This is a genomic window from Micromonospora sp. NPDC047467 (assembly GCF_040643095.1).
In the GTDB taxonomy this organism is placed as follows: Bacteria; Actinomycetota; Actinomycetes; order Mycobacteriales; family Micromonosporaceae; genus Micromonospora.
Window position 1 is genome coordinate 34,742 of the sequence record NZ_JBEYTO010000019.1, and the last position, 24,505, is coordinate 59,246.

At 72.9% G+C, this 24,505-nt stretch carries 22 protein-coding genes; 16 read left to right on the forward strand and 6 right to left on the reverse strand.

The features are described 5' to 3' along the window. The first annotated feature begins 289 nt into the window (after nucleotides 1–289). Genes ABZ780_RS31170 through ABZ780_RS31210 form a run of 9 tightly spaced genes read left to right on the forward strand, consistent with a single transcriptional unit; the run spans nucleotide 290 to nucleotide 8,991 of the window. The gene (locus ABZ780_RS31170; RefSeq protein ID WP_357488327.1) at nucleotides 290–1,318 is read left to right on the forward strand and encodes a hypothetical protein; all 1,029 of its coding nucleotides are present in this window, start codon (nucleotides 290–292) and stop codon (nucleotides 1,316–1,318) included. Continuing rightward, nucleotides 1,315–2,910, forward strand: a complete 1,596-nt coding sequence (locus ABZ780_RS31175) for a contractile injection system protein, VgrG/Pvc8 family (RefSeq protein WP_357488328.1) — start codon at nucleotides 1,315–1,317, stop codon at nucleotides 2,908–2,910. Before ABZ780_RS31170 ends, ABZ780_RS31175 begins: the two co-directional genes overlap by 4 nt. Next, the gene (locus ABZ780_RS31180) at nucleotides 2,910–3,248 is read left to right on the forward strand and encodes a hypothetical protein (RefSeq protein WP_357488329.1); all 339 of its coding nucleotides are present in this window, start codon (nucleotides 2,910–2,912) and stop codon (nucleotides 3,246–3,248) included. The genes ABZ780_RS31175 and ABZ780_RS31180 overlap by 1 nt, the downstream gene beginning before the upstream one ends. Further along, nucleotides 3,245–3,673 carry a GPW/gp25 family protein gene (locus ABZ780_RS31185; RefSeq protein ID WP_357488330.1) on the forward strand — a complete coding sequence of 143 codons (429 nt, stop codon included), beginning with the start codon at nucleotides 3,245–3,247 and terminating at the stop codon, nucleotides 3,671–3,673. The genes ABZ780_RS31180 and ABZ780_RS31185 overlap by 4 nt, the downstream gene beginning before the upstream one ends. Then, nucleotides 3,670–6,300: a putative baseplate assembly protein gene (locus ABZ780_RS31190; protein ID WP_357488331.1), complete on the forward strand. Its 2,631-nt coding sequence runs from the start codon at nucleotides 3,670–3,672 to the stop codon at nucleotides 6,298–6,300. Before ABZ780_RS31185 ends, ABZ780_RS31190 begins: the two co-directional genes overlap by 4 nt. Next, nucleotides 6,281–6,796 carry a phage tail protein gene (locus tag ABZ780_RS31195; RefSeq protein WP_357488332.1) on the forward strand — a complete coding sequence of 172 codons (516 nt, stop codon included), beginning with the start codon at nucleotides 6,281–6,283 and terminating at the stop codon, nucleotides 6,794–6,796. Before ABZ780_RS31190 ends, ABZ780_RS31195 begins: the two co-directional genes overlap by 20 nt. Then, nucleotides 6,793–7,722 (forward strand): hypothetical protein, encoded by a 930-nt coding sequence (locus ABZ780_RS31200; protein ID WP_357488333.1) that lies wholly within the window; start codon nucleotides 6,793–6,795, stop codon nucleotides 7,720–7,722. Before ABZ780_RS31195 ends, ABZ780_RS31200 begins: the two co-directional genes overlap by 4 nt. Continuing rightward, complete coding sequence (locus tag ABZ780_RS31205; protein ID WP_357000546.1) at nucleotides 7,719–8,180, forward strand: hypothetical protein; 462 nt, start codon at nucleotides 7,719–7,721, stop codon at nucleotides 8,178–8,180. The genes ABZ780_RS31200 and ABZ780_RS31205 overlap by 4 nt, the downstream gene beginning before the upstream one ends. Before the next feature lie 31 nt (nucleotides 8,181–8,211). After that, nucleotides 8,212–8,991 (forward strand): hypothetical protein, encoded by a 780-nt coding sequence (locus tag ABZ780_RS31210; RefSeq protein ID WP_357488334.1) that lies wholly within the window; start codon nucleotides 8,212–8,214, stop codon nucleotides 8,989–8,991. 51 nt (nucleotides 8,992–9,042) lie between these two features. Here the strand turns inward: ABZ780_RS31210 and ABZ780_RS31215 are convergent, their stop codons facing one another. The 6 genes from ABZ780_RS31215 to ABZ780_RS31240 are packed head-to-tail and all read right to left on the reverse strand — an operon-like array spanning nucleotide 9,043 to nucleotide 15,013. Beyond that, nucleotides 9,043–9,999, reverse strand: coding sequence for a PmoA family protein (locus tag ABZ780_RS31215; RefSeq protein WP_357488335.1), 957 nt, complete (start codon nucleotides 9,997–9,999; stop codon nucleotides 9,043–9,045). Continuing rightward, nucleotides 9,996–10,619, reverse strand: coding sequence for a hypothetical protein (locus tag ABZ780_RS31220; protein ID WP_357488336.1), 624 nt, complete (start codon nucleotides 10,617–10,619; stop codon nucleotides 9,996–9,998). Before ABZ780_RS31220 ends, ABZ780_RS31215 begins: the two co-directional genes overlap by 4 nt. Continuing rightward, a complete protein-coding gene (locus ABZ780_RS31225; protein ID WP_357000535.1) occupies nucleotides 10,603–11,502 on the reverse strand; it encodes a carbohydrate ABC transporter permease in 900 nt (299 codons plus the stop codon). Before ABZ780_RS31225 ends, ABZ780_RS31220 begins: the two co-directional genes overlap by 17 nt. Next, nucleotides 11,502–12,485, reverse strand: a complete 984-nt coding sequence (locus ABZ780_RS31230; protein WP_357000532.1) for a sugar ABC transporter permease — start codon at nucleotides 12,483–12,485, stop codon at nucleotides 11,502–11,504. The genes ABZ780_RS31225 and ABZ780_RS31230 overlap by 1 nt, the downstream gene beginning before the upstream one ends. Before the next feature lie 31 nt (nucleotides 12,486–12,516). Then, complete coding sequence (locus tag ABZ780_RS31235) at nucleotides 12,517–13,863, reverse strand: extracellular solute-binding protein (protein ID WP_357488337.1); 1,347 nt, start codon at nucleotides 13,861–13,863, stop codon at nucleotides 12,517–12,519. A 19-nt stretch (nucleotides 13,864–13,882) separates the two neighbouring features. Beyond that, nucleotides 13,883–15,013, reverse strand: a complete 1,131-nt coding sequence (locus ABZ780_RS31240) for a LacI family DNA-binding transcriptional regulator (RefSeq protein WP_357488338.1) — start codon at nucleotides 15,011–15,013, stop codon at nucleotides 13,883–13,885. Between the two features lie 239 nt (nucleotides 15,014–15,252). On the opposite strand from ABZ780_RS31240, the gene ABZ780_RS31245 reads away from it, so the two are divergent. The 7 genes from ABZ780_RS31245 (at nucleotide 15,253) to ABZ780_RS31275 (ending at nucleotide 24,368) form a co-directional block, all read left to right on the forward strand. Continuing rightward, complete coding sequence (locus ABZ780_RS31245; protein ID WP_357000525.1) at nucleotides 15,253–16,581, forward strand: Gfo/Idh/MocA family oxidoreductase; 1,329 nt, start codon at nucleotides 15,253–15,255, stop codon at nucleotides 16,579–16,581. Between the two features lie 24 nt (nucleotides 16,582–16,605). Continuing rightward, nucleotides 16,606–18,039, forward strand: a complete 1,434-nt coding sequence (gene uxaC / locus ABZ780_RS31250; RefSeq protein ID WP_357488339.1) for a glucuronate isomerase — start codon at nucleotides 16,606–16,608, stop codon at nucleotides 18,037–18,039. Beyond that, nucleotides 18,036–19,340: an enolase C-terminal domain-like protein gene (locus ABZ780_RS31255; protein WP_357000519.1), complete on the forward strand. Its 1,305-nt coding sequence runs from the start codon at nucleotides 18,036–18,038 to the stop codon at nucleotides 19,338–19,340. The genes uxaC and ABZ780_RS31255 overlap by 4 nt, the downstream gene beginning before the upstream one ends. Next, nucleotides 19,331–20,824, forward strand: coding sequence for a mannitol dehydrogenase family protein (locus tag ABZ780_RS31260; RefSeq protein ID WP_357488340.1), 1,494 nt, complete (start codon nucleotides 19,331–19,333; stop codon nucleotides 20,822–20,824). The genes ABZ780_RS31255 and ABZ780_RS31260 overlap by 10 nt, the downstream gene beginning before the upstream one ends. Nucleotides 20,825–20,849: 25 nt before the next feature. Further along, nucleotides 20,850–22,028 (forward strand): Gfo/Idh/MocA family oxidoreductase, encoded by a 1,179-nt coding sequence (locus ABZ780_RS31265; protein WP_357000513.1) that lies wholly within the window; start codon nucleotides 20,850–20,852, stop codon nucleotides 22,026–22,028. Between the two features lie 77 nt (nucleotides 22,029–22,105). Beyond that, entirely contained in the window at nucleotides 22,106–23,461 is a 1,356-nt protein-coding gene (locus ABZ780_RS31270; protein ID WP_357488341.1) for a polysaccharide lyase family 1 protein, read from the forward strand. 178 nt (nucleotides 23,462–23,639) lie between these two features. Next, nucleotides 23,640–24,368, forward strand: a complete 729-nt coding sequence (locus tag ABZ780_RS31275; RefSeq protein WP_357000507.1) for an HD domain-containing protein — start codon at nucleotides 23,640–23,642, stop codon at nucleotides 24,366–24,368. Nucleotides 24,369–24,505: the final 137 nt, after the last annotated feature.

The following is a 24,505-nucleotide window of genomic DNA, read 5'->3' on the forward strand; positions in this document are numbered from 1 at the left end:
GCGACGTTACCGCAGCGGGTACGGGGGGCGAGGCTGGCGGCGGGCCGCTTGAGGTGGCTCGCGCCGCCGGCAGCGGGCCCTGGCCTGCGCTGCCAGACGAGACGGCGTGGCCCGGACAGTTGGCCGCTGCGACTGGCGAGGCCGGTGGACTGAGGAACGGCGGATGGGCGTCCGGGACTGCCGACCCGTGGCCGGCGTTGCCGGATGACCGACCGCTGTGGGCGGTGCCCGGCGAGACGCTGGGCGCGACCCAGGTGGACCGGCTGGATCGGGAACAGGCGGGCGGCTGATGGAACGCGTCGCCTTCCTCATCGACTCCTCCGGGGAGCGGGTTGACTGCCTGCTCAACCCGGAGACCGTGCAGGTGACCAGGCTCGCCGGGGTACGTCATCGGGGCGTGGCCGGCGGGCAGCTCACCGGGTCCGGGCTGGCGGACGATCCGCTGGTCTTCACCGGCGGCGGTCGCACCGAACTGGTGCTCGACCTGCTCTTCGACGTCGACTTCGTGGAGGCGCAGGTCCGCCCGGCCGACGTGCGGGTGCTCACCCGTCCGTTGTGGATGCTGGCGGAGAACTCCAGCGCCGAGCACGGGTGGCTGCGACCGCCGCTGGTGCGGCTGGTCTGGGGCAAGACCTGGAACGTGCCGGGCGTGATCATCGCGGTGGCCGAGCGGTTCGACGCGTTCACCGGTACCGGTTCACCGCGGCGTTCCTGGTTGCGGCTGAAGCTGGTCCGGGCCGCCGAGACGGCCGACCAGGCGGAGGCCGGATTCGCCGAGGAGTTGGCCGCCGCGAGCACCCCGACCGCCGCCCCCGGCAGCGCGGTGGTCGCCGCCGGTGACGGTGCCGCCGAGCCGGGCCGCACCGGGGTGCGCTTCGATCTGCTGGCCAACGACGCGCTGGGGTCGCCGCTGCGCTGGCGGTTGCTGGCCGAACACAACCGGATCACCGATCCGCTGGCGGTGCCGGCCGGCACCACACTGGCCGTCCCGCCCCCCACCAGCACGCCGGGCGGCGGCATCGGCATCGGGGGCGGCGGCATCGGCGGCGGGGGCATCGGGGGCACGGACGGCGGCGGCGGGTTGACGCTGACCGGGATGGCCCGGGCGGTGGCGGGCGCGGTGGGCGCCGGCGCGTCGTTCGTGGGCACGTCCGTCGCCACCGCCGCCGCAGGCCGGTCCCCGACCACCAGCCCCACACCCACCCCCACCCCAACCAGCCCGAGCCCCGGCAGCACCAACCCAGGCGGCACCGACCCGAGCAGCACCGAGCCAAGCGGCACCAACCCAGGCGGCACCGACCCGGGGGGTACGCCATGACGAGCATCGCGCCCCGGGCGTTGACCGTCCTGCTGGACGGCGCCGAGCTGAGCGTTGCGGCCCGCCAGCGGGTCCGCTCGCTGCGGGTGTCCGCGCGACTCGACCAGCCCACCCAGGCCGAGTTGGTGCTCGCCACCGGCGCCGGGATCGGCGCGTTCGACCCCCCGGTGCGGCCGGGCACGACCCTCGACGTGCGGCTCGCCGACCATGCCGACGCGCTGTTCACCGGGGAGGTCACCTGCGTGGAGGTCGAGTACGCCGCCGATGGCGCGGCGGTGCTGAGGCTGCGGGCGTACGACGCGTTGCACCGGCTGCGCAAGCGGCAGGGGCTGCGGGTCTTCACGTCGGTGACGGCGGCCGAACTGGCCGGTGAGCTGTGCGGCGAGGTGGGGTTGACCGTGACCGCCGACAGCGACGGGCCACGGCTGGAGCGTCTGTTGCAGCACCGGCACAGCGACCTTGAGCTGCTGTGCGAGGTGACCGGCCGGGCCGGGCTGCACCTGGCCGCCGACGGCGACGGGGTACGCCTGATCACCCTGGCCGGCTACGGCGAGCCGGTCGCGTTGGCTCTCGGCGTGGACGTGCACACCCTGCGGTTGGCTACGAACGCCGACCAGGCCAGCGGCGCGAGCGCGGCGCTGGGCTGGCATCCGCAGCGGGCCGAGCCGATCAGCCAGCAGGTCGACGAGGCGCGCTGCGGGCGGCCGACCCGGGACCGGCCGGACCCGGCCGACGTGGGCGCCGACGGGGTACGCACGGCGGTGGACCAGCCCGGCCGCAGCGACGACGAGTTGGCGGCGCTGGCCCAGGCACGGCTGGACACGCGCGCCGCCGCACTGGTCACCGCCGAGGGGGTGGCCGACGGCGATCCGGCGCTGCGGCCGGGCCGACGGATCGCGTTGACAGGCGTGCCGGACGCGGTCGCCGGGGCGTACGTGCTGACCGAGGTGGTGCACACCGTGGACGGCAACGGGCACCTGACCCGGTTCTCCACCGTGCCGCCGGCAGCACCGTCCCATCCGACGAGCGCCGGTGCGGTGGTCACGCTCGGCACCGTCACCGACGTCGCCGACCCGGACGGGCTGGGCCGGGTACGGCTGACCCTGCCGGCGTACGGGGACCTGGACGCCGGCTGGCTCGGCGTGCTCTGCCCGGGTGCGGGGCGCGGCAAGGGGCTGGTGGCGCTGCCCGACCCGGACGACACCGTGCTGGTGGTGCTGCCGGGCGGCGAGCCGGCCTCGGGCATCGTGCTGGGCTCGCTCTTCGGCGCCGTCGAGCCGTACGACGCGGGCATCGACGACGGGCGGGCCCGACGCTGGTCGCTGCGCACCGCAGGTGGGCAGTCGATCGTCGTGGACGACGTCCAGCGCAGCCTGCGGCTGGGGACCGAGGGCGGCAGCTTCCTGGAGCTGACGCCCGATCTGGCGACCCTGCACGCGGCGACCGACCTGGTGATCTCCGCGCCCGGGCAGGCCATGGTGGTCCGCGCCCGCAGCGTGGACTTCCTGCACGCCGAATCGCCCGAGGATCCGACCACCGCGGCGCAGCGCGCTCGTGCGCTCGCCCGCGCACATCACGAGGGAGGCGGCTGATGCGCTGGATCCACCGCGACTCGGTGATCACCTGTGACCACGACGGCCGGGTCGAGAACCAGCCGTCGCAGCGGTGGGTGACCATCACCGCCGTGCCGGTGCTGGTGGACGACGACCCGGAGGGCCGGAAGATCGTCGCCTGCCCGAACTACGGCCCGACCATCAAGCCGTGCACGAACACGCTGACCGTCCGGGTCGGTTACAGCGAATGGCTGCGCGTCGACGGGCACCGAGTGGTGCTGTCGCACCTGGAGGGGTTCACCAACGGCACGCCGCCAGGGCTCGTCAAGCACACGGTGCGCGACCCGCGCCAGCAATTCCTGGGGGCGGACCGGTGAGGGCGTTCCGGTTCGTGGGCGCCGGCTTCGACGCCGGCCGTACCGGCGGGTTGGCGCTCACCGCCGCGGGCGGCCTGGCGATGACCGACGGCGACGAGAGCGTACGCCAGGCGTTGTGTCTGCTGTTGTCGACGACACCGGGCGAGCGGCTGATGCGGCCCGGGTACGGGTCACGGCTGCACCGGCTGATCTTCGCGCCCAACGACGACACGACGGCCGGCCTGGCCATCCACTACGTCCGGCAGGCCATCGCCCGCTGGGAGCCCCGGGTCGAGGTGATCGATGTGGACGCCGGGCCGGACCCGGACGACGCGTGGCGGCTGGTGATCCGGCTGGACTACCGGGTGCGGGCCAGCCTGACGCCCGGGCAGTTGGTGTTCTCCGTGGATCTGCTCCCCGCCGACGACCCGGGAGGACCGTCATGACGCTGCCCGTGCCGCACCTGGACGACCGTGGGTTCCTCGACCTGGTCACCGAGGCCCGTGAGCGGATCCGCCAGTCCTGCCCGGCCTGGACCGACCTGTCCGCGCACGACCCGGGCATGGCGCTGGTGGAGGCGTTCGCGCACCTGACCGAGGTGATGATCTACCGGCTGAACCAGTTGCCGGAGAAGGCGTACGTCTCGTTTCTGAACCTGCTCGGGGTGGCGCGGCACGCGCCCACGGCGGCCTGGGCGGACGTGCGGTTCACCCGCAGCGGCACCGACCGGGGCGCGGTGCGGATCCCGGCCGGCCTGCGGGTCGCGGCGGCGCGCGGCGCGGATCCCCGGCCGGTCGTGTTCGTCACCACCGAGCCGGCGCTGCTGCCGGCCGGCGAGGCGTCGGTGACGGTCCGGATGCACCACTGCGAGCCGGTGGAGGCGGAGCTGCTGGGTGTCGGCACCGGCCAGCCGGGGCAGGTGTTGCGGGCGTCCCAGGCCCCGCTGGCGCACACCGCCGAGCCGCTGGACCTGCTGCTCGGGGTGGAGGTGCCGGCCGGCTCGGTGGAGCTGGGGACGGCGGCCCGCGAGCACGACGGGCGCACGTTCGAGATCTGGCGGCCGGTGGACAGTTTCGCCGGGCTCGGCCCGCAGGCCAAGGCGTACCTGGTGGACCGCTGCTCGGGCACGATCACCTTCGCCCCCGCCCTCGACCTGCGCCCGCCCGGCGAGCCCGCGCCGGCCGGCCCGACGGTCGTCACGGTGGCGGCGGTGCCGCCGGCCGGGCGGCAGGTCCGCCTCTGGTACCGGGCCGGCGGCGGGCCCACCGGCAACGTGGCGGCCGGCACGCTGACCAGCCTGCGCGACCCCCTACCCGGGGTACGCGTCGACAACCCCACGCCGGCCGCCGGCGGGCGGGACATGGAGGCGCTGGAGTCGGTGCTGCTACGCGGCCCGTACGAGTTCTTCGCCCAGCAGCGCGCGGTCACCGCCCGCGACTTCGAGGTGCTGGCCACCAGCTCGGGCGCGGTCGCGCGGGCGCGGGCGTTCACCCGTGCCGCGGTGTACAGCTTCGCCCGGCCGGGTGAGGTGGAGGTGGTGCTGGTGCCGTACGTCCCGCCGGAGGTCCGCCCGGGAGGCCGGCTGTCGGTGGCGGTGCTGCGCGAGCACGAGGTGCCCGAGGCGCGGCACCGCGTGGAGGCGGACCTGGAGCAGCGCCGGATGGTGGGCATCCGGTCCCGGGCGACGTGGGCCCGGTTCAAGGCGGTGTCGGTGCGCGCCCGGGTGGTGGTGCGGCGCGAGGAGGACGTGGACGCCGTCCGTCGCCGGATCCACGACCGGCTGCACCAGACGTTGAGCCCGCTGCCCACCGCGCTCAACCCGACGGGCTGGCCGTTCGGCGAGCCGCTGCGGGCGTCCAACGTGTACCGGCTGCTGGAGCACGCCGAGCCGGGCGTGCGCTACGTCGAGTCGGTCCGGTTCGTGGTCGACGAGGCACCCGACGCGGAGGTACGCGCCCTCGCCGTCGACCAGTACCAGCCCCGCACCTGGTATGCCGGGCGCGGGCCGGTGCTGTTCCGCTCCAGCAACGCTGGCGCGGGCTGGGAGCCGACCGGCCGGTTCGACGGTGAGACGGTGCTGCGGGTGGCGCCCGCGCCCGCGCCGGTGCGGCCGGGCATCGTGCCGCGTCCCGGCTCGGTGGCCGTGGTGACGCTGCGCGCGTCCGGCGGCTCCCGGGTGCACCTGAGCACCGACCTGGGTGAGACGTGGTCGCTGTTGACCGACCTGGACTCGCGCATCTCCGACGTGGCGTGGCTGGACCGCGACGGCGCGGGCGCGCTGCTGGTGGCGACCGACACCGGCCTGTACGAGGTGTCGCTGCTGCCCGGCGCGGTGCCGTTGCAGATCCTCGTCGACCCGTCCGACGCCGACCGGGGTTTCTACGCGGTGCGGGCGTTCGTCTCCGAGCGGGGCGCCCCCGGTGTGGCGGTGGCGGCGCAGGCCAGCTTCGGGGTGTACCTGTCGACGGCCGGTGGCCGGCCGGGCAGCTTCGCGCACGTCGGTCTCTCCAATGTGGACAACCGGGTGCTGTCGGTGCAGTACGACGGCCCGGCGACGCTGTTGTGGAGCGGCGCCGGTGAGCCGGACCCGAAGAAACCCGGGCAGGGTTGCCACCGCACCCGGCTGTTCGAGTCGGACGTGCAGTGGCAGTCGGTGCAGGCCGGGTGGATCGGCGGCACCTGCCGGGATCTCGCGTTCGCCGGCCCGATGGCGCTGGCGGCCACGCAGAGCGGCGGGGTGCTACGGCTGGACACCCTTGCCGCGCAGCCGCAGTGGCAACCGGTGTCGGTCAACTGCGGGCTGCCACTGCGCGACCGGACCCGGTTCGTGCCGGTGGACGCCATCGCCGTGAGTGGCGCGGCAGCCAGTGGCACGGCAACGGGCGGCGCGACGGAGCGGCTGATCCTGGCCGGCGGTGAGCGCGGCGTCCACCGCAGCACCGGGGCCGTCGACTGGACCCCCAGCGCCAACCAGGCCACCGCCGACGTGGTGACCGTCCCGGATACCTGGCTGCTCTGCTCCGGCGAGCACGACATCGAGGTGGTGCGCCAGGATGCGACGCTCGGCGATTGAGCGGCTGCTGCCCGCCGCGTACCAGCGGGCGTGCGTGCCGGGCAGCGTGCTCTGGGCGCTGCTGGACGTGATGGAGGGGCTGCACGCCCCGGACGAGGCGATCCTCGCCGAGGTGGACGCCCTGTTCGACCCGTACCGGGCGCCGGACCATCTGGTCGTGCGGCTGACCCGCTGGGTGGCGATGGACCACGTGGTGGCCGCACCCCGACCGGACGCCGCGCTGCCGCTGCCGGTGGGCCGGCTGCGTGACCTGGTGGCCAACGGCGCGCTGCTGGCCCGGTGGCGCGGCACCCCGTACGGGATGCGACGGGCCCTTGAGCTGGCCACCGGCGTGCCGGGCTTCACCATCGACGAGCCCGCCGAGCAGCCCTTTCACGTCGTGGTGCGGGTGCCGGCCGCCGCCGCCGGCCAGCTCGCCGTGATCACCCGCATCGTCGAGGCGGAGAAACCCGCCTCGACCACCGCCGAGATCGTCCTGGAAGAGGAGTCGTCATGACCACCGAGTGGGCGGTCGTCGCCGCCGCCGAGCAGTTCACCCTCGACCCGCGCAACAGCGGGGAGCTGACCTTCACCGTCTCCAACCCGGGCAACGCGCCGGACACCGTGGTGTTCGACGTCGCGCCCGGTGACGGTTCCCAGCGGGCGTGGTTCACCGTCGCCGAGCCGCAGCGGGTGGTCCCCGGGCAGGGCTCGGTGTCGTTCCTGGTCAAGCTCGCCGTGCCGGCGGGCACCCCACCCCGGCGCTACGACATGACGGGGTTCGCGTACTCGGCGAACACCGCGCCGGAGGAGAGTTCCCGCTCCAGCGGCCGGGTCACGTACGAGGTGCGGGCGGTCGCGCCGCCACGGCGTACCCCATGGTTGTGGATCGCCGCCGCGGCGGCGATGGTGCTGGTGGTGGTGACCGTCGGGGTGGTGCTGTTGACCCGCGACGGCGAGCCGGCCCCCGGCGAGCCGAGGGTGGTCACCGTCGAGGCGGAGAGCCTGGTGGACGCGGCGGTGGTGGAGTCCCCACGGACGAGCGGCGCGGTCGTGGTGGCGCAGCCCAACTGCTGCGCGGTGACCTGGTCCGGCGACGAACAGCTCTTCTTCCAGGGGCTGGCCGTCGGCGACCAGGTCACCGTGACGGTGCAGATCCCGGCCGACGGCACCTGGCGGTTCGCCGCGGTGCGCACCACCTCGTTCGACTACGCCAACACGGTGTTCGTCATCGACGGGGACCAGGTCGGCGGGACGTTCCTCGGCTTCACCCCGAAGGTGCAGAAGACGGATTTCCTGGACGTCGGCTCGGTGCGGCTGACCAAGGGTCCGCACCAGGTCACCCTGCTGGTGGTGGGCAAGACGCAGGGCACCAACCGCTACTTCGCGGGCGTCGACGAGATCCGGTTCACCGAGATCCTGGCGCAGGCCGTCCCGCGATGAGTGGCCGGCAGAAGGCGTTGCTGGGGCTGCTCGCCGTCGCCCTGGTGGCGCTGTTCGTGGTCGCGGCGGGCACCGGCCGCGACGACCAGGGCGATCCGGGTGCCCGGCACGGACTGGTCGACCGGTTGGGGGCGCTGGGCGGCGAGCGTGCCGCGGTGGACCCGGCGACCGTCAGCGCCGACTGTGCCGACGAGCCGGGCCGGCTGGTGTTCTCCGGCAGCTGCGTGGTGCGGGTCGCCGACCCCGGTGGGCTGCGCACCCTGGTGCTCCGCAGCGCGGCACGGTTCACGGTCGTCGCACCGGCGCCCGGCGACGCCGACCTCACCATCCGCGACGAGGTCGAGCCGGCGTCGGACGGCACGGGCGCGGTGGCGAAGGTCGCCGTCGACCAGGCCACCGAGGTGGGCCTGACCTGCCCCGGCCTCGGTGGCTGCACGGTCGTCGTGGCCACGTCCTGACCCGATCGTGACCTGAGAGGAAGGTGCCGTCGTGGGTGACCTGCGCAAGCCGTTCCTGCTGCTGGCCATGCTCGCCATCGTCCTGGCGATCGGGGTGGAGTTGGGTGCCGGGCTGCTGCTCGGCGGCGCCGACGCCGGCGCGGCCCTCGCGGACAGCGCCGGGGAACTGGACGTGGAGATCGGCGACGTGTCCGGCGTCAGCGAGCCGTCCGGTCGCGGCACCGGCTATCTGGCGTTGATCGACGCGGTGGCGGTCTGGAGCACCGGGCTGTTCTGCCTGGGCCTGCTGCTGCCCGAGCGAGTGCAGGGCCGGGTGCAGGGCGTCGCCGGCCTGATCTTCTCGATCATCCTGATCATCGTCGGGCTGATCGCGCTGATCATCGCGTTCGTCGAGCTGATGATCATGGTTTCGCTGTTCCTGGCCGTGCCGTTCGGCACCCTGGCGTATCTGGCGCTCTGGGGGTTCTTCCCGGTCGGCGAAGCGTCGGTGCTGCTGGGGTTGGCGCTGCTGCTCAAGCTGCTCTGGGCGGGTCTGCTGCTGGTGGCCCAGCCGCGTTTCCTGCAGAACAAGGGCCTCGTGCTGCTGATCCTCACCACGCTGCTGTGCACGGTCGTGCTGGAGTTCCTCCACAACCTGGTGCCGGTGATCCTGGTCAGCATCGTCGACGACGTGGCGGCGCTGATCTTCGCGGTGATCGCGATCATCTGGGGGTTGGTGCTGCTGATCGGCTCGATCCCGGCGATCGTCAAGGCCATCCGAGTAACGGCCGCCCTGCCCATCCGCTCCTCACCTCGCTCCTCACCTCGTTGATCATGAAGTTGTTGCCGACCCACCCGGCGTGTCGCGGCAACAACTTCATGGTCAACACCAGGAGGGGGTTAGGGCTTGGCCGGTGGTCGGGTTGAGGGCGCCGTCGGCTACTACCACCGCGTGGCGGCCCTGCCGGCTCGTGCCGGCCGCGATGGTGACCGGCCGCTCGAACGCGAACGCCACCCCCACGCCCGGATACATCGCGGTCCGCGTGAACCACCGGTCGCCGTCCCCCAGACCGGAGAAGACCAGGGTGTACGCCCTACCGTCCGGCCCGGTACCGCGCAACGCGACCCACGGCTCGGCGGAGCCGTTGACCGCCTCCTCCCCCGTCGCCGAGGCGCTGAACACCGACGCCGGTTCGGTCGAGACCGCCCGCCAGAAGAACCCGCCGTAACCGGCGCCACCGGGGCGGCCGTTGGTGGCCGGGCTGCCCAGCCGCACGTCCTGCCCAGCCGGGGCGGTCAGCGTGTAGTCCATCTCCAGCCGCCAGGCCGACAACCCCCCGGGCGGTCCCTCTCCGGTCAACTCGCCGTCGCCGCCCAGCGGTCCGCCCGCCGTCAGCGGGACGGCGGTGAGCCGGCGGCGCTCGGTGAGCAGCACCGCCCCGTGCGGGTCGCGCCACTCCAACCGGTGTTCCAGCCGGTCGGCGGCCCGCTCGGTGAAGCCGGTGTGGGCGATGACGCCGTGGTCGTCGCGCCACGTGTAGCCGACGTCGCGGACGTAGGTGCGCCCTCCCCACAGGTTGCTGCCGTTGACGTCCTGCACGGCCAGGGACGCCCCGAGGTGCCACACGTGGTCGGCGGGCAGCGCGTCGGTGACCACCGTGCCGCCGAGGGTACGTACCGGGTGCAGGTACGGCCGGGGTCCGTGCCGCGCGTCCAACGCTGGGTCTACCACGTACCGGGCCACCTCCGTCCCGTCGACCAGCAGCCGTGCCGGCTCCTCGATCGTGGTGGCCGGGCCGGGGTCGGCGACGCGGTGGCGGGACGGAGGCTCGGCGCTCACGGCAGCTCCGGGTGGGCCAGGACCGGACGGCGGCCGGCGACGGCGTGCAGGGCGGCCACGGTGTAACCGGCGAGGATCGGCACCGCCACCGGAGTGACCAGGACGGCGAGCAGCCCGGCCAGCGCGGTCACCCCGCTCAACGCGGCCCAGCGGGTGGGCGCGTCCAGGCAGGCGCGGGCGGCGCGGCGGGCCGCCGTCCGCCACCGCCGGCACCCGCCCACCTCGACGACGACCAGCCCGGCGTACCCGGCCAGGCCGGCCGTGACCAGCGCGGTCACCGCCAGAGCCGGTGCCCCGCCGGGCACCCGGCCGGTGGCCAGGGCCGCCAGGTCGGCGGCGAGCAGCCCGGCCACGGCGAGCGCGAGCAGGCTGACCGGCACGCCGGGCAGCACCGACCGGCCGAACCGGCGCAGGGTGGTGCGCGCCGACGGCCAACTGCCGGTACGCGTCCAGTCGTGCACGGCCGCGCTGGCCGTGCCGGCCGCCGCGGCGGCGGTGAACAGGGGTGCCGCCGCGAGTGTCAGCAGGACGCCGAGCAGCGCCAGGTCGGCGGCGTCGCGGGCGACGTCCCGCCAGTCCCGCCGCCCGGCGGTGTCGACCGGTTCAGCCCTTGATGCCACTGGTGTTGATCCCCTCGACGAGCATCCGCTGGAACGCGACGAAGAACAGGAAGACCGGCAGCAGCGACAGCACCGACATGGCGAACATCGGCCCGACCGCGCTCTGGCTGGTCGAGTCGATGAACAGGGTCAGCGCGACCGGCACGGTGTAGTCCTCCAGTTGGGACAGGAAGACCAACTGCCGGAAGAAGTCGTTCCAGGTCCAGATGAACGAGAAGATCGCGGTGGTGACCAGCGCGGGACGGCTCAGCGGCAGGATGACGTACCGGAAGATGCCGTACGGGCCGGCGCCGTCGATCCGGGCTGCCTCGTCCAACTCGCGTGGGACGCCCCGCATGAACTGCACCATCAGGAAGACGAAGAACGCCTCGGTGGCGAGGAACTGCGGGATCAGCAGCGGCAGGTACGGCCAGTCGCCGCCGACCAGCCCGAGCGTGCGGAACAGGATGTACTGCGGCACGATCAGCACGTGGCCGGGCAGCAGCAGCGTGCCGATCATGACGGCGAACCACACGCCGCGCAGCCGGAACCGCAGCCGGGCGAAGGCGTACGCGGCCAGCAGGCAGGAGAGCCCGTTGCCGACGACGGTGAGCAGGCTGACCATCACGCTGTTGAGGAAGAACCGGCCGAAGCTGACGTCGAAGTTGGACCACCCGTCGGTGTAGTTGCCCGGGGTGAACCGCTCGGGCAGCAGCCCGATGTTGTTGACGATCTCCTCCTGGGACTTCACCGAGGTGCCCACCATCCAGATCAGCGGATAGAGCACCACGGCGACGATCGCCAGCAGGATCAGCAGTCGCAGCACCGGCCGACCGCCGGGTCGCCGGCGGGCAACCGGCGCCGTTGGAGTCGGCGTGCCGGCCGTCGAGGTCACCGCCACCATCACCGGTCCTCCCCGTCGGAGTAGTGCACCCAGAACCGCCCGGTGCTGAAGAAGATCGCGGTGATCACCGCGATGGCGAGCAGGAACACCCAGGCCATCGCCGAGGCGTAGCCCATTTCGAGGTCGGTGAAGCCGGTGATGTAGAGGTTCAGCGTGTACATCAGGGTGGAGTCGACCGGGCCGCCGGTGCCGTTGCTGAGCACGAACGCGGCGGTGAACCCCTGGAAGCCGTTGATCGTCTCCAGCACCAGGTTGAAGAAGATCACCGGCGAGAGCATCGGCAGGGTGATGTTGCGGAACTGGCTGAACCGGTTGGCACCGTCGACCGACGCGGCCTCGTACAGCTCGGTGGGCACCTGCTTGAGCCCGGCCAGGAAGATCACCATCGGGGCGCCGAACTGCCAGATGGCCAGCACCATCAGCGTCTGCAGGGCCCAGTCCGGGTCGTTGACCCAGGGCTTGCCCTCGATGCCGACGAGGCTCAGCAGCGAGTTGAACGCGCCGTCGCGGTTGAACATGTTGACCCAGACGATGGCCAGCGCGACGCTGCCGCCGAGCAGCGACGGCAGGTAGAACAGGCCACGGAACAGCCCGACGCCGCGCCAGGCGCGGTTGAGCAGCAGCGCCACGCCGAGCGCCGCCGCCAGCTTCAGCGGTACGGCGACCAGGGCGAAGGTCAGGGTGACCCGCACCGAGTGCCAGTACGACGGGTCGGCGGTGAACATCCGCTCGTAGTTGGCCCACCCCACCCACTGCGCCTCGGAGAAGGGGGTGAGGATGTCGTAGTTGGTGAAGCTCAGGTAGAGCGACAGCAGCATGGGGACCGCCGTGATACCCATCAGGCCGATGAGCCACGGCGACAGGAAGACGTACCCCGCCAGACCTTCGCTGTGCCGGATGCGCCCGGGCCCACGCCTCTCGGCGTGGGCCCGGTCGGTTCCGGGGCCGCGTCGGGTCGGGTCGGGTGCCGTGGTCAACGCCACGAACAACTCCTCTCCTCGCCTGGTGGGGCGGTCAGGTGATCGCGGCCTTGCACGCCTCGACGAACTGGGCGGCGGCTTGGGCGGGGGTGGCGCGGCCGTACTGGGCGTTCTCGGCGGCCTTGATCAGCTCGGACTTGACCTTGCTGTGTCCCTTGATCGGCACCTGCGGGGACTCGCCGAACTTCTGGGTCAGCTCCGCCTCGACGGCGATGGACTGCTTCATCGCCGGGTCGGTGGTGTCGTCGCTGACCACCCGGCGCAGGTCCAGGTTGGACGGCAGGCCCCGGTCGGTGCCGAGCAGCTTGACCGCCTCGGTGTCGTTGTTCAGGAAGTTGATCACGTCGACCGCGATGTCCTTGTGCTTGCTGCCCTTGAACACCGACCAGTACATCGAGGCCCGGGCCCACTGCGCGCTCGGGTCACCCGGGTAGGCGATCACGCCCAGCTCGTCCTTGGTGTTCTTCTTCAGGTCCGGCATCTGGTTGGCCCAGACCCAGGAGGTCGCCGACTTGCCGGTGACCACCAACTGCTTGCTGATGTCGCTGGAGTTGCCCTCGTGGATGACGTCGGGGGTGGGGGTGGCCTTGCGGTCCCGGGCGCCCTTCCACAGGTCGAACCACTTGGTCACGTCGTCGGCGGTGAAGCCCAACTCCTTGCCCTTGTAGAGGTCCTTGCCCTGCTGGCGAAGCCAGACCCAGAACGCCTTGTAGTCGGCGCTCGGGTCCTGGGTGCCGGGCACGCCGGTCTTCTTCGAGACCTCCTCGGCCCAGGCGATGTGCTGCTCCCAGGTCATCCCGGTGGTGGGCTCGGGCAGGTTGTTCTTGGTCAGCAGCGTCTTGTTGTAGACCAGACCCTGGGTGTTCTCCCCGGCGGCCAGGCCGGCGAGCTTGCCGTCGACCACGCCGTACTGCCAGAGGCTCTTGGGGAACTTGGAGGTGTCCAGCTTGCCGGACTCCTGGTACGGGGTCAGGTCCAGCGTGGTGTTGCGTCCCGCGTACTCGGACAGGTAGTTGTCGTCGATCTGGAACAGGTCCGGCGGGTTGCCGCCGGCGGTGAGCGTGGCCAGCTTGTCGAAGTAGCCCTGGTTGGCCTGCCAGGTCTTCTCGAAGGTCACGTTCGGGTTCTTCTTGGTGTAGAGGGCCAGGGCGTCCTCGGTCAGCTTGGCCCGCGCCTCGGCGCCCCACCAGAAGATGGAGAGCTTGACCGGGGCGTTCGGGTCGGCGGCGGTCTCGTCGTCTCCGCAGGCGGCGGCGGAGAACATCAGCGGTAGGGCGACCGTCACGGCGAGCAGGCCGCGCAGCAGCCGCCGCCGAGGTGCAGGGGTACGGTGAGTGCGCCCGACGGGCGCGTCAGTGGTGGGGGGCGTTGCGGGGTGCATGTGCGCTCACTCCTCGGCATTAGGAGGCGACGGCGTCACCGGTGGCAGCGGTCGGGATGCCCGGGCCCGCAGGGCAATGCGGGTCCGGGCCAAGCGGTGCGGCCAGGGGACGTGCCGGTCGGGCGTGTGGGCCCGGGCCGGTCGAGTCGCGGATGACCAGGTCGGTCTGGAGCATTACCTGTGCGGTGGTACGACGGACGCCGAGCGCCGTGCCGGCACCGGACCCCCGCGCACCGCGCGGTGACTCGGTGTCCTGTTGCAGCAGCATGTCGACGGCCGTCCGGCCGGCGGCCCCGGTGGGTGTGGCCACCGTCGTCAGTTTGGGGCGGGTGAGCCGGCTCAGGGCGATGTCGTCGACCCCGACGACACTCACCTCCTGCGGCACCCGGACCCCGAGCGCGTCCAGCCCCTCGATGAGGCCGATCGCCATCAGGTCGTTGTAGGCGAGCACGGCCGACACGCCGCTGCGCCGCACCTGCTCGGCCACCGCGGAGCCACCGGTCTCGGTGGGCGCGTTGGGGCCGAGCAGGGTCAGTTCCGCGCCGCCGGCCCGGGCAGCCGCGGCGGCGGCCCGGCGCATCTCGCGGTTGGTCCACGAGCTGCGTGGGCCGCCGAGCAGCGCGATGGCGCGGTGACCCAGGCCGATCAGGTGCTCGATCGCGGCGCGGGCGCCCTGCCCGACGTCCATCAGGACGCAGGGCAGGCCGGTCACCTGACGGTTCACCACGACCAGCGGCACCTCGCGGCTGAGCTGTTCGATCAGGCTGTTGCTCATCCGCGGGCTGCACAGCAGCACCCCGTCGACCTGCTTGGCGAGCGCGTGGACCAGCTCCTCCTCGGCGGCCGGGTCCTCATTGGTGTCGGCCACGAAGACGTGGTAGTCGCGGTTGCGGGCCTGGCTCTCCGCCGCCTTGATCAGCGGCGGGAAGAACGGGTTCGCGATGTCCGCGATGATCAGCCCGATGTTGTGCGTCCGGCCGGTGATCAGCGCGCGGGCAGCCCGGTTGGGCCGGTAGCCCAGGTCCTCCGCGCAGGCCAGCACCCGGACCCGGGTCTCGGGGTTGACCAGGTGCGGCGCGGAGAAGGTGCGGGACACGGTGGAGATGTGCACGCCGGAGGCACGGGCGACGTCCCGGATGGTGACTGGCACGGCGGCCCCTTCGTCCGATGTGGCGGCGGTCACGTGGGTGTGGCCCATTAATGCAAACGGTTGCTCCAGTGTCAACGGTGAATGGTTGCGGTTCTGTTGCGCCAACGTCCTCAGTGGTGACATCCAACCCCGCAAACACTGACATTTGACGCCGATTGTGCCGCCGTCGTTGACGACGTTGGATCGATCGTGGTTACTTCACTGCAAACCTTTGCAGGATCACCCGGGGAGGCGACCGAATGTCACCGAGATCCGACGGGCGGGTCCGGTACGCCGTCGTGGGCACCGGCGCGCGGGCCGAGATGTTCGTCCGCGCCCTGGTGCTCGACCACGCCGAGACCACCGAACTCGTCGCCTTCGCCGACGTCAACCAGGCCCGGATGGACGCGCACAACAGGTGGCTGACCGAGCTGAGCCACCGCCCGGTGCCGACCTACCCGGCCGCCGACTTCGCGGCGATGCTGGACAAGGAGCGCGTCGACGTCGTGCTGGTCACCAGCGTGGACGTCACCCACGACGAGTACGTGGTGGCCGCACTACGCGCCGGCCGGGACGTCGTCACCGAGAAGCCGATGACCGTGGACGCGCCGCGCTGCCGGCGGATCCTCGACGCGGTGGCCGAGACCGGCGGGCGGGTGACCGTCGCCTTCAACTACCGCTACAACCCGCTGCACGAGCAGGTGCGCCGGCTGCTCGCCGACGGCGCGGTCGGCGAGATCGGCTCGGTGCACTTCGAGTGGCTGCTCGACGTGCGCCACGGCGCCGACTACTTCCGCCGCTGGCACCGCGACAAGGCCACCTCCGGCGGGTTGATGGTGCACAAGGCCAGCCACCACTTCGACCTGGTCAACTGGTGGCTGGCGGCCACCCCGGTCGAGGTGTACGCGGCCGGCCGGCTGTTCTTCTACGGCGAGGACGGCCGCCGACACGGCTACGCCCGCGACTACGACCGCGCGTACGGCTCCCCCGCCGCCGCCGACGACCCGTTCGCGTTGCGGCTCGACGCGCACCCCCGGCTCCGCGAGCTGTACCTCGACGCCGAGGCCGAGGACGGCTACCAGCGCGACCGCAACGTCTTCGCCCCCGGTGTCAGCATCGAGGACGACATGGCCGTGCTGGCCCGCTACTCCACCGGCGCCACGATGACCTACCACCTCACCGCGTACGCGCCGTGGGAGGGCTACCGGGTGATGGTCAACGGCAGCCGGGGGCGGCTGGAGCTGGAGGTCACCGAGAACGACTTCGTCGACCGGGGCACCGCCGGCGCGGTCAAGGGCGCCGCCCTGCACGGCGTCGAGGCGGCACCCGAGGGCGGCGGCGCGACGCTCACCGTGCGCCCGTTCTGGGCACCGCCCCGGCAGATCCCGGTCGAGGGCCGTACCCGGCATGGCCACGGCGGCGCGGACGCCCGGATGACCGGGGTACTGCTCGGCGGCCAACCCGACCCACTGGACCGCGCCGCGACCGCCGAGGACGGCGCGCTGGCCCTGCTCACCGGCCTGGCCGCCAACCGGTCCTTCGAGACCGGGCAGCCGGTCCGGGTGGCCGACCTGCTCACCCCCCGCTGACCAGGAGACGAGGAGTCCCTCTCCGTGCCGACGTTCGACCACACCGACCTGCTCCTGCCCGCGGAGCCCGGCCAGCGCACACTGGCCCGGGAGCTGTACGCCCTCGCCGCGCAGCAGCCCATCATCTCGCCGCACGGGCACGTCGACCCGGCCCTGCTCGCGCAGGACCAGCCGTTTCCCGACCCAGCGCGGCTGCTCATCGTGCCCGACCACTACCTGACCCGGATGCTGCTCAGTCAGGGCGTACCCCCGGCGCAGTTGGGGGTGCCCACCCGCGACGGCAGCCCGGCGGAGACCGACGGCCGGGTGATCTGGCGGCGCTTCGCCGCGCACTGGCACCTGTTCCGGGGCACCCCGTCGCGGCTCTGGCTGGAGCAGACGTTGCGCACCGTGTTCGGGGTGGACACCCCGCTCGGGCCGGCCACCGCCGACACCCTCTACGACGAGCTGTCGGCGCGGCTCGCCCAGCCGGACTTCCGGCCCCGGGCGCTGTTCGAGCGGTTCAACATCGAGGTGCTGGCCACCACCGAGTCACCGCTGGACGACCTCGGGCAGCACGCCAAGCTCGCCGCCGACGGCTGGGGCGGGCCGGGCGGCCGGGTCGTCACCACGTTCCGCCCCGACGACGTGGTGGACATGGAGTTCGAGGGCTGGTCGACAAACGTGCAGCGCCTCGGCGCACTGGCCGACGAGGACACCGGCACGTACACCGGCTACCTGGCCGCGCTTCGCGCCCGCCGGGCCGCGTTCATCGCCGCCGGGGCGACCTCCTCGGACCACGGGCACCCCACCGCGCGAACCCTGGACCTGACTCCGGAGGAAGCCGCCCGGCTGTACGACCGGGGCCTGCGCGGCGAGGCCGACGCGGCCGACGCGGAGGCGTTCCGGGCGCACATGCTGATGGAGTTCGCCCGGATGTCGCTCGACGACGGCCTGGTCATGCAACTGCACCCCGGCGCGGTGCGCAACCACAACCGCTGGCTGCACGCGCGGCACGGCCGCGACGTCGGCGGGGACATCCCACAGGCCACCGAGTACGTGCACGCGCTCGCCCCGCTGCTGAAGCGCTACGGCAACGACCCCCGGCTGCGGGTGGTGCTCTACACCCTCGACGAGGACACCTTCACCCGCGAACTGGCCCCCCTCGCCGGCGGCTACGCCGCGTTGCTGCTCGGCGCGCCCTGGTGGTTCCTGGACTCCCCCGAGGTGCTGCGCCGGTTCCGGGAGACGGTCACCGAGAGCGCCGGCTTCTACAACACCACCGGGTTCGTCGACGACACCCGGGCGTTCTGCTCCATCCCGGTACGCCACGACGTGGCCCGCCGGGTCGACGCCGGCTTCCTGGCCCGGCTGGTCGCCGAGCACCGGCTGCCGATGGACGAGGCCGCCGAGACCATCGTCGACCTCGCGTACCGGCTGCCCAAGCGGGTCTTCAACTTCGGAGGCGCTGACCAGTGACCATCACCATCACCTCCGTCGAGGTGCACGACGTGCGGTTCCCGACCGCGGCGCGAGGCGACGGCTCCGACGCGATCAACCGGGGTGACTACTCGGCGACGTACGTGGAGCTCGGCACCGACGCCGGGCCGGTCGGCGCGGGGTTCACCTTCACCAACGGCCGGGGCAACGAGATCACCTGCGCGGCGGTCCGCGCGCTGGCCCACCACGTCCGGGGGCGCACGGTCGAGGAGATCGCGGCCGAGCCGGTCGCGTTCTGGCGCTCGCTCAGCGCCGACGTGCAACTGCGCTGGCTCGGCCCCGAGAAGGGCGTCATCCACATGGCGACCGGGGCGCTCGTCAACGCGGTGTGGGACCTGCGGGCCACCCTCGCCGGCAAGCCGATGTGGCGGTTCCTCGCCGAGCTGCCGACCGACGAGCTGGTCGCCAGCGTCGACTTCAAGCACATCACCGACGCGCTCACCCCGGACGACGCCGCCGCGATCCTCGACAAGGGACGCGACGGCCTGGCCGACCGGTTGGCGACGCTGGAGCGGGACGGTTTCCCTTCGTATACCACCTCCGTCGGGTGGCTCGGCTACCCCGACGACAAGGTGCGGGCGCTGACCCGGCAGGCGTACGACGACGGGTGGCGGGCGATGAAGATGAAGGTCGGCGGCCCGCTCGCCGACGACCTGCGCCGGGCTCGGATCATCCGCGAGGAGATCGGCCCGGACGCGCTGTTGATGATGGACGCCAACCAGGTCTGGGACGTCGACGAGGCGATCACCGCGATGGCGACGCTGGCCGAGGTGGACCCGTACTGGATCGAGGAGCCGACGCACGCCGACGACATCCTCGGGCACGCCCGGATCGCCCGCGCGGTGACCGAGCTGACCGGCGGCCGGTGCCGGGTGGCGACCGGCGAGGTGGCCGCCAACCGGGTGATCTTCAAGCAGCTGCTCCAGGCCGAGGCGATCGGTGTGATGCAGATCGACGCGTGCCGGGTCGGCGGCGTCAACGAGGTCCTGGCCGAACTGCTGCTGGCGGCGAAGTTCGGGGTGCCGGTCTGCCCGCACGCCGGTGGTGTCGGCCTCTGCGAGTACGTCCAGCACCTGGCGGTCTTCGACTACCTGCGGGTCGGCACCGCGCTGGACGGCAGGATGGTCGAGTACGTCGACCACCTGCACGAGCACTTCGTCGACCCGGTCCGCACCCGCGACGGCCGGTACCTGCTGCCCGAGCGCCCCGGCTACAGCGCCACCATGAAGCCGGCGTCGATCGCCGAGTTCCGCTTCCCGGACGGCCCGGCATGGCGGTGACCGTCGGCGCGTCCCGGCTCGGCCTGGGTGTGCTGCGCCGGCTGCCCGTCGAGGCCCGACCGCTGGTCCGGCCGGGCACCGTGCCGACGGGCGTCGTCCACCTGGGGCTCGGCGCGTTCCACCGGGCGCACCAGGCCGTCTACACCGAGGCGGCGATCGGCGCGACCGGCGGCGACTGGGGCATCGTGGCCGTCGCCCCGCGCAGCACCGCCCTGGTCGAGGCGCTCACCGCGCAGGACAACCTGTTCAGCGTCAGCGCCCTCTCGGCCGCCGGCAGCGCCACCCGGGTGGTGGGCGCCCTGAGCGGGGTGCGGCACGCTCCGAGCGACCCGGACGCCGTGGTCGCGCTGCTCGCCGACCCGGCGGTACGGGTGGTGACGCTGACCGTCACCGAGAAGGCGTACCAACTCGATCCGGTGACCGGCCGGTTGTGCCCGGACGCGGCGCTCGCCGCGGACCTGGCCGGCGGCCGCCCGCCGGGCACCGTGCCGGGGTTGCTGCTGCGCGGGCTGGCCGCCCGCGCCGCCGCGGACGCCGGGCCGATTGCCCTGGTGAGCTGCGACAACCTGCCCTCCAACGGCCGTCGGCTGCGTGGCCTTGTCGACCAGGCGGTGGGCCGGGCCGCGGGGGTGCCGGCCGGGCTGGTCGACTGGGTGGCCGCCAACGTGACGTGCCCGGGAACCATGGTGGACCGGATCGTGCCGGCCAGCACCCCGGAGACGATCGAGGCGGCCCGGCAGTCGCTCGGCGTGAGCGACCTGGCGGCGGTAGCCGCCGAGCCGTACGCCCACTGGGTGATCGAGGACGACTTCCCCGGCGGCCGGCCCGGCTGGGAGCACGCCGGGGCGGTCCTCACCGGCGACGCCGGCCCATGGGAACGCTTGAAGCTGCGCACGCTCAACGGCGTCCACTCGGCCGTGGCGTACCTGGGGGCGCTGGCCGGTCGGGAGACGATCGCCGACGCGCTGGAGATCCCGCACCTGACCGACGTGCTGCGCCGGCTCATCGCCGAGGACGTGGCGGAGAGCTTCACCCCGCCGGACGGGGTGCGGGTGGTCGACTACGGCGAGCAGGTCCTCGCCCGGTTCGCCAACCCGGCGATCCGGCACCGCACCCTCCAGGTCGCGATGGACGGCTCGCAGAAACTGCCGCAGCGCGTCCTGCACACCGTGGTGGACCTGCGCGCGGCCGGCCGGTCCGCGCGCTGGGGCGCGCTGGTCGTGGCCGCCTGGCTGCGCTTCGCGCTGGGGTACGCCGACGACGGCCGGCCGCTGCCGTTCCAGGATCCCCTCGCCGGGCCGATCCGGGCCGCCCTGGACGCCGGAGCGCAGAGCCCGGCGGGCACCGTGGACGCGGTCTTCGCGCTGCGCGAGGTCATCCCGGTGGAGGTGGCCGAGGACGACGAGGTACGCGCCGAGGTGATCGCCTGGCTGACCGCGCTGGAGCGACACGGCGTCGAGGCGACGTTGGCCGGTGCGCGGTGAGCGGGCTGAGCCCGGTCGGTGGCCGGTGAACGGGGCGGCGCCGGCGCCCCGGGTGGCAGTTGTCGGCGCGAACGGGCACGGCCGGTGGCACCGGCGGGTGATCGCGCCGCTGCACGCCGACGGCCGGCTGCGGCTGGTCGCCCTGGTCGACGTCCACCCCATCGAGGACGAGCCGGCGGCGCCGGTGCCACCCGGGGTGGAGGTGTTCACCGACCATCGGGCGATGCTCGCCGCCACCCGGCCGGACGTGGTCGTGATCTGCACCCCGCCGCACACCCACCTGCCGATCGCCCGGGACGCCCTGGCCGCTGGCGCGGACCTGCTGCTGGAGAAGCCGCCGGTGCTGTCGATGGTCGAGCACGAGGAGCTAACCGCGGCGCTCGCGGCGACCGGGCGAGTGGCGCAGGTCGGCTTCCAGGCGCTCGGCTCGGCGGCGCTGACCGCGCTGACCGACGCGCTGTCGGCCGGCCGGCTCGGCACGGTCATCGGCATCGCGACCGTGGCGGCGTGGCAGCGGCCGGACGCCTACTACACCCGCTCACCGTGGGCCGGTCGGCGGAGTCTGGACGGCCGGCCGGTGCTGGACGGCGCGCTGGCCAACCCGCTCGCGCATGCCGTGATGCAGTGCCTGGCGGTCGCCGAGGCGCTCGGCGGCGCCCCACCGTGGCCGATCGCGATCGAGGTGGAGCGCTACCGGGTGCGGCCGATCGAGGTGGAGGACACGGCGGTGCTGCGGGTCCGGTTCCGGGCCGGCCCGCCGGTGCTGGCCGCGGTCACCCTCGCGGCCGAGGAGTTCGTGGCGGGCGAGGTCGTGGTGACCGGCGCGGCGGGACAGGCCGTGCTGGAATATCCGACCGACCGGTTGCGGCTGCCCGACGACGTGGTGGTCCGCCGGATCCCCGGTCGGCGAGGGCTGTTGGAGAACCTGCTCGCCCACCGCGCCGACCCGGCCGGGGTGCCGTTGATCGCCCCGCTGGCCCGTACCGCGCCGTTCACTGTGCTGCTGGACGCGTTGCGCGCCGCGCCGGAGCCCCGGCTGCTCGACGGCGACCTGGTGACGGCGGTGGGCGACGGCCCGGACCGGGTGCTGCACCTGCGGGGCGTCGTCGACGTGCTGCGCCGGGCGGCCGAGCGGGGGGCGCTGCCGAGCGAGCTGGCGGTGCCGTGGGCGGCTCCGGCGTACCGCGCCGAGCTGACCGGCTAAGGGAACGACGGCAACCTGACGAGCTTCTGCGGGCCGCATTGGAACAGATCCTCCACCACCAGCGATGGGAAGAAACGATGCGCAGAACACTCACCGGCGCGACTGTGGTCGCCCTTCTGCTCGGTGCCGCACCCGCGCCGGCCATGGCCGCCGGCCGCCCCGACCCCGCCGACCGTCTCTCCTGGTCTGCCCGTCAGCTCGGGCGACAGGCCCTGCCCGAGCGGGACGGCTGGGCGGCCGAGGGCGCCGGCACCACCGGCGGCTCGACGGCGGCGCCCGAGCGGACCCGGGTGGTCCGCGACCGGGCCGAGCTGATCGCCGCACTGGGCGGTGACAACGCCAGCAACGCCACCGACGCCACCCCGAAACTGATCTACGTGGACGGTGCCGTCGACGGCTTCGAAGGACCCGACGGCACGCCGCTGGGCTGCACCGACCTGGCCGACCCGGAGTACCGGCTGGACGCCTACCTGGCCGCGTACGACCCGGCGGTCTGGGGTCGGGTGACGCCGACCGGGCCGCTGGAGGAAGCCCGGGTGCGCTCGGTGGCCAACCAGACCCGGCAGACCCAGATCAACGTCGGCTCCAACACCACGATCGTCGGGCTGCGTGGCGCACGGCTGACCGGCCTCACCCTCATGATCGACCGGGCGTCGAACGTCATCGTGCGCAACCTGACCTTCGCCGACGCCCGGGACTGCTTCCCCGCCTGGTCACCGACCGACGGCGAGAGCGGCAACTGGAACAGCCAGTACGACCAGATCTCGGTCCGCCGCAGCGAGCACGTCTGGATCGACCACAACACGTTCACCGACGGCGACAACCCGGACAGCGCGCAGCCGACCTACTTCGGACGGCCGTACCAGGTGCACGACGGCTCGCTGGACGTCACGCACACCGCCAGCCTCGTCACCGCCTCCTGGAACCGCTTCACGGGACGGGACAAGCTGATGCTGATCGGCTCGTCCAACACCGTCGGCCCGGACGTGGGCCGGCTGAAGGTCACTCTGCACCACAACCTCTTCGACGGTGTCCTGCAACGGCTGCCCCGGGTGCGTTTCGGGCAGGTCGACGTCTACAACAACCACTACCGGCTCGGCGGCGACGCCTTCGAGTACGCGCTCGGCGTCGGTGTCCAGTCGGCGATCTACGCGCAGAACAACTTCTTCACGCTCGACGCGGCGGTCGACCCGGCCGACCTGCTCTACGACTGGGGCGGCACGGCGCTGACCGAGCGGGGCAGCTGGGTCCGCCGGGGCGCCGGCCTGGCCCGACCGGTCGACCTGCTGGCGGCGTACAACGCGGTGCACGACCCCGACTTTGGTGCCGACGCGGGCTGGACGCCCACGCTGCGCCGCGACCCGCTCCTGCCGACGCCGCTGGTCCCGCTGCTGGTCGGCCCGCTCGCCGGCGCCGACCGACTGCCGATCTGACCGCCCGTTGATCGACTCCGTGTCGCCGATAGGGCGGTGTCCGAGTGCTCGGATACCCCCATGTCGGCGACACGGAGTCGACCACGCACCGGGACGTCCTGGTTGCCTCTCAGATCTCGTGGTCGGGTCGGCGACGCAGGGGATCATCGATGTGGTGAAGATCGGCTATAAGTGACGCATGGACTTCCCGCCACACCTGGGCAGCATGCCGATGCACGCGATCACCGAGATCCACGGCGAACCCGGCCTGCTGGAGCGCTTCCGGTTGGAAGTCCAGCAGTTCGACGACACCGCCCGGGCGCGGCTGACCGCCGCGCTCGACCTCGCCGCCGAGCTGCACCGCGACGACCGTCGGGTACGCGAGCCCTACCTCAACCACCTGCTGCGGGTGGCGATCCGGCTCATGCACCACTACCAGGTGCGGGACGTGGACGTGATCGTCGCCGGCCTGCTGCACGACGCGGTGGAGGACCACCCGGTCGAGCTGGCCGACGGCGACCCGGGGGCCGACCCGACCGAGGCCGCGCTGACCGCGCTCGCCGCGCGGTTCGGGCCCCGGGTGGCCACCCTGGTCGCCGCCGTCACCAACCCGGTGTACGACCCGCGGCGCGACCGCAACGAGCAGTACCGGGAGCACCTGGCGGTCAGCCTGGACCGGGAGCCCTGGGCTCGGGTGATCAAGGTGTCGGACTTCACCGACAACGGCGTTGGGGTGATCCACACGGTCGGTCCGAAGGTCGTCTCGTCGGCCCGCAAGTACCGGCCGCTGGTGCCGCTCTTCCGGGACCTGATCGGCCGGCCGGACACGCCGCTGTCACTGGCGGTGAAGCGGCACATCTTCGGCCAGCTCGATCTTGCCGAGGAGCGGTTCAGCGCCATCCTCGACCAGCCCGCCCACCCGAACTGACCTGCCGCCGCGTCACCCGACCGGGTTCCGCGACAAGTTCTCACTGGGCGTTTTGATCTTGTCTGCGTGCGATTGGCGGCATTCGGCCCGCCGAATGCCGGGCCAGAAGAGCAGCCGACTCATCATCATCGGCACTA